This window comes from Azospirillum sp. B506 (assembly GCF_000333595.1).
In the GTDB taxonomy this organism is placed as follows: domain Bacteria; phylum Pseudomonadota; class Alphaproteobacteria; order Azospirillales; family Azospirillaceae; genus Azospirillum.
In genome coordinates this window covers 1-4,471 of record NZ_BADK01000397.1, presented here as the reverse complement: position 1 = coordinate 4,471, position 4,471 = coordinate 1, and the positions used below count along the sequence as shown (strand labels likewise).

Genomic DNA, 4,471 nt, shown 5'->3' with positions numbered 1-4,471 from the left:
TTAGCCGGCCCAACGTGCAGCGTGCCACGTNGATGCCCTCCCGCCCCCACTGCCGCCAGACCTTGCGTACCCCATAGACCTGNAAGTTCGCGTCCCAGACCCGCCGGATAGCCTCCCTCAGCACTGCGTCGCTTCGCGAACGGGCCGGCACCTTGGATGGATCGGCCTGTCGGGCGGCATGGGCGTAATAGGTGGACGGGGCGATCGGCAGGCCTCGGCAGATCGGCTCGACCCCGTGAACGGCGCGGTGCGCGTCGATGAAGGCGATCATTTCTTGAACGGGCGGTCGAGCTCCGCCTGGGCGAAATACGCCGACGCCTTGCGTAGGATCTCGTTCGCCTGGCGCAGTTCCCGCACCTCACGTTCCAGCGCCTTGATCCGCTCCTGCTCATCCGTCGTCGGGCCAGGCCGCTTGCCTTGGTCGCGCTCAGCCTGCCGGACCCAGCCCCGCAACGTCTCCGCTGTGCAGCCGATCTTCGCCGCGATCGAGCCGATCGCCGCCCACTGCGAGGCGTGATCCCCCTCGTGTTCGAACACCATCCGAACCGCGCGTTCGCGGACTTCAGGAGCGTATTTGCGTGATGCCGCTTTCGTCATGATGACCCCAGTCTCTCAAGAAACGGAGCCTCCGACAAACCCGGCGCGGTTCACTGACGGTCTGGGCCATGCCGACAGAATCGCACACCAGCAGCCCGCTGTGAACCCTATGTCTGCGTCAGTGCACTAGAAGCGCTAATGTCCACCAACGGAGCTACAAGACGGAGTCGTTACATTATTGAATCTCGTCAGGCGGCATGCTGTTTGTGTTGATGGCTCTGAATATGCAGTATGCCTGATAGGGGCGCTGGCGAAAACGTCCCGAAATCAGTATTGCCAAGTTCGCTTATAGCTGAACGATGCAAGACTTTCGGGTTACTGATGTTAGCCTGTTAGTCAGGTGCGAAGCTTTGAGAACGTCACTAGGGGAATGTCTAACTTCTGTCTAACCGCGGTTTGGAGCGGTTCCAGAGAAGCACCGAAACCCTTGAAAGGGAATGGTGCCCAGGGACGGAGTCGAACCGCCGACACGGGGATTTTCAGTCCCCTGCTCTACCAACTGAGCTACCTGGGCATCCGGCGCCGCTTGGTGGGTGACCGTTTCGGTCGGTGCGGCGCGTCGTGTGGGGCGCTTTTTAGAGAGGTTCGGACGGGCTGTCCAGAGGAAAATTCAAAAAAAATCACGCCCCTCTCACGACCTCTCATCGGCGTCGGATCCACCGGGCGTGGCAGGGGATTCCGGGCCTTCGATGCGGTAAACTCCGCCCAGCCAGCGCGACAGGTCGATGTCGGCACAACGCTTGGAACAGAAGGGGCGGGTCGCCGGCTCGGTCGGGCGGCCGCAGATCGGGCAGTCGGTCCCCGCCTTGACGCCAGCCTTGCTCTGGGCTTGGGGCTGGACATGGGGCTGGGGGCGCTGCGGGGCGCCGGGGAAGCGTGCGTCGGACAAGAATAGCCTCCGTAACGGACTGTAAGCAGCTAGGGCCGTAGCAGGGCGGCCAGCGGCGTGCCGCGGCGGGCACGGGTCAGTTCGACCAGGCCCAGTTTGGACATGCCGTAAACTTGGGTCTGCACCGGGTCACTTTCCACCGCCTGCGACAGGGCGGCCAGAACGCGCTCGGCATCACCGCGGTTGCGCATGTTGACGAAATCCACCACCACGATGCCACCGACATTGCGCAGGCGAAGCTGGCGGGCGATCTCCGCCGCGGCGTCGAGGTTGACCTCCAGCGGGTTGCCGCGCTCCCCGGCATTCACGTCGACCACCGTCAGCGCCTCCGTCCGCTCGATCACCAGCGAACCGCCGAGCGCAAGCGATACCCGGACGTCGAGAAGCCCGGCAATCGCGGTGTCGAGGTCGCGCAAGTCGAACAGGCGCTGCGGATCCCGATGGGGGCTGAGCCGCGGCAGAAGGTCGGGGGCGTGGCGGCCGCACCAGTTCCGCAAGCCCGACAGCAGAGGCCCGTCGCCGATCCTGATGTCGTCGGGAGGGGGGTGGTCGTCCACCAGGATGGCGGCGGGGGCGGCGGCCCCCTGCTCGATCAGGGCGCGGGTGGGGGCGTCGGGGCCGGGATGCAGCAGGCGCGGGGCGGCACCGGCGCGGGCGTCGTCGCGGATCGCCCGCCAGTGCAGGTGCAGTGCCTCCGATTCGGCGGCCAGCAGCCCGTCGGGCACCTGGACGGCACCGGCGCGCACGATCCAGCCTGAACCGGTGGCAAGCTCTTCGATGCGGCGGGCCAGCGCGGCGCGCTCCGGGCCGGAGCCAAGGCGCTTCGAGACCGCGATGTCGCGGCCGAGCGGCGCATGCACCAGAAAGCGGCCGGGCAGCGTGATGTCCATCGTCAGCGACGGACCCTTGGAGCCGACGGCATCGGCCTTCACCTGCACCAGCACCGGCTGCCCGGTGCGCAGCAGCGCGCCAATGGGGGCCGGCTTGGCGCCCGGGCGAGGAGGGCGGGCGTGGGGGGGGGCGTCGTCGAGAATCGGGCGGCGCACGTCGGCGGCGGGAAGCAGGCCGGAAAGGCCATTTCCGAGATCGACGAAGGCGCCGTTCAGGCCGGTGGCGATCCGCTCCACCCGGCCCAGGACGATAGCGCCCAGCAGCGACGGGCGGTCGGCATGGTCGATGTGCAGGTCAGTCAGGCGGCCGTCGGCCAGCACCGCCGCCCGCGTCAGCGGACCGTCGCGGTCGACCAGCAGCTCAAGCCTGCTCATCGTTCGGATGGGGGATCGGAGGGTGCGGGATGCGGGAAGCCGGCGCCGTGCAGCATGCCGGCGACCTCGTGCAGCGACAGCCCGACGACATTGCTGTAGGAGCCGCCGATCCAGCGCACCAGTGCCCCCGCCCGGCCCTGGATGGCATAGCCGCCGGCCTTGCCCTTCCATTCGCCCGACGCGATGTAGGCGTCGGTCTCCGCCCGGTCGAGCACCTTGAAGGTGACGTCGGTGCGGACCAGCCGGTCGATCCGGCGATGGCCTTCCAGACCGCCGCCAGGGGTGGGGACCAGCAGGACGATGCCGCCCAGCACCCGGTGCCGCCGGCCGGACAGCAGGGACAGGCAGCGTCGCGCCTCCTCCTCCCGTTCGGCTTTGGGCAGGATGCGGCGGCCGCAGGCCACCACGGTGTCGGCGGCGAGAATCCACGACTCGGGATGGCGCGCGGCGACGCACGACGCCTTCTCCGCCGCCAGACGCAGGGCGTGCTGGGGCGGGAGTTCGTCGCGCAACGGCGTTTCGTCGAGATCGGCGGGATCGACCGTGTCGGGTACGATGCCGATCTGGCGCAACAGGTCGAGCCGGCGGGGCGAGGCCGAAGCCAGCACCAGCCGGGGCGCCTTGGAGTGGATCGTCACGGGGAACCGCGATGCAGCAAGGATGCTACTTGAACCGGAAGGTGATGCGGCCCTTGGTCAGGTCGTACGGCGTCATTTCCACATTGACGCGGTCGCCCGCCAGAACGCGAATCCGGTTCTTACGCATCTTGCCGGAGGTGTGCGCCAGAACCTCGTGATCGTTGTCGAGCTTCACCCGGAACATCGCGTTCGGAAGCAATTCGACGACGGTCCCGGAAAACTCGATCAGATCTTCCTTTGCCATAGGCCCTTATGTCCGTCCTAAAAGTTTCGCGGCAATAACTGACCTTCCAAAGCCGCCGGGTCAAGGGGGATTCCCACCGCCGGTGCGTTCGGCCGCAGCCATCCGCGCGGGGCAGCCCCGCGTTGTCTGCCGGAAAGACCCTGTGGCCGCCGCCGCGTCAGACCGACTGATAGGGGTTGAGCGGCGATGCACCGCCTTCTTCCAGGCGGCGCGGCTGGTCCATCGCCTTGCCGATCGCCGCGAACATCTCGCGCTGGTCGATCTCCATGCGGCGGGTCAGGCGGCCGACGGTTTCCGCCGCGGTGAGCGCGCGGCCGCTGGATCTGTCGTGGAACAGGTTGTGATTGGCCTTCGCCGCGCTGGGCAACAGGTCGGCGGCGACGGCGCCGGGCGTCGATTCGGCGGCGCGGATCAGCTTCGCCGCCCCGCCGGAGCCCAGGACATAGGCCATGCGGCTCTCCGATTCGCTGGCCGGGCGGCCCAGCCGCTTCTCCAGCGCCTCGCGTCCTTCGGCCAGATAGCGGGCGGCCATGCCGGCCGACAGGTCGACATCGTGGCGCAGCTCCAGGATCTGGCGGCGGATCGCCGGATCCTTGACGCTGGAAACGCCGTTGCGGACCTGGATGTGCGAGGCCAGTTCGCCCTGGCCATAGGCGGCGCCATGGCGGCGGAACAGGTCGAGCCAGGTCGATTCGAGGAACTGGAACGGACCGGCGGCGGAGCTGTGGCTGTTCTTCGCCGCGCTGTCCAGCCCGCTCTCCTGGGTGGCCTGGGCCAGGATAGCGGTGAAGCTGTGGCCGGACAGGCCGGCGACCTGCTGCAAGGCGACCAGCACCCG

General features: G+C 67.8%; 4 protein-coding genes, 1 tRNA gene, 2 pseudogenes and 1 other annotated feature. All 7 genes and pseudogenes read right to left on the bottom strand.

Going from position 1 to position 4,471, the window contains the following annotated elements; all coding sequences use genetic code 11:
• A pseudogene (locus I71_RS35875) lies at positions 1 to 597 on the bottom strand (transposase); the annotation flags it as partial.
• Positions 197 to 313: a sequence feature (AL1L pseudoknot), on the bottom strand. It overlaps the preceding pseudogene by 117 nt.
• Before the next feature lie 438 nt (positions 598 to 1,035).
• Positions 1,036 to 1,111: transfer RNA gene (locus I71_RS12245), tRNA-Phe, on the bottom strand.
• A gap of 117 nt (positions 1,112 to 1,228) precedes the next feature.
• The gene (locus tag I71_RS39685; protein ID WP_244433788.1) at positions 1,229 to 1,384 is read right to left on the bottom strand and encodes a DNA gyrase inhibitor YacG; all 156 of its coding nucleotides are present in this window, start codon (positions 1,382 to 1,384) and stop codon (positions 1,229 to 1,231) included.
• A 131-nt stretch (positions 1,385 to 1,515) separates the two neighbouring features.
• Positions 1,516 to 2,751, bottom strand: a complete 1,236-nt coding sequence (locus I71_RS12235) for a ribonuclease E/G (RefSeq protein WP_042695133.1) — start codon at positions 2,749 to 2,751, stop codon at positions 1,516 to 1,518.
• On the bottom strand, positions 2,748 to 3,389 hold the full coding sequence (locus I71_RS12230; RefSeq protein WP_083897123.1) for a nucleoside triphosphate pyrophosphatase: 642 nt from the start codon (positions 3,387 to 3,389) through the stop codon (positions 2,748 to 2,750). The genes I71_RS12235 and I71_RS12230 overlap by 4 nt, the downstream gene beginning before the upstream one ends.
• A 25-nt stretch (positions 3,390 to 3,414) precedes the next feature.
• A complete protein-coding gene (gene infA / locus I71_RS12225) occupies positions 3,415 to 3,633 on the bottom strand; it encodes a translation initiation factor IF-1 (RefSeq protein ID WP_012977999.1) in 219 nt (72 codons plus the stop codon).
• Positions 3,634 to 3,790: 157 nt separating this feature from the next.
• Positions 3,791 to 4,471, bottom strand: a pseudogene (locus tag I71_RS12220) (lytic transglycosylase domain-containing protein); the annotation flags it as partial.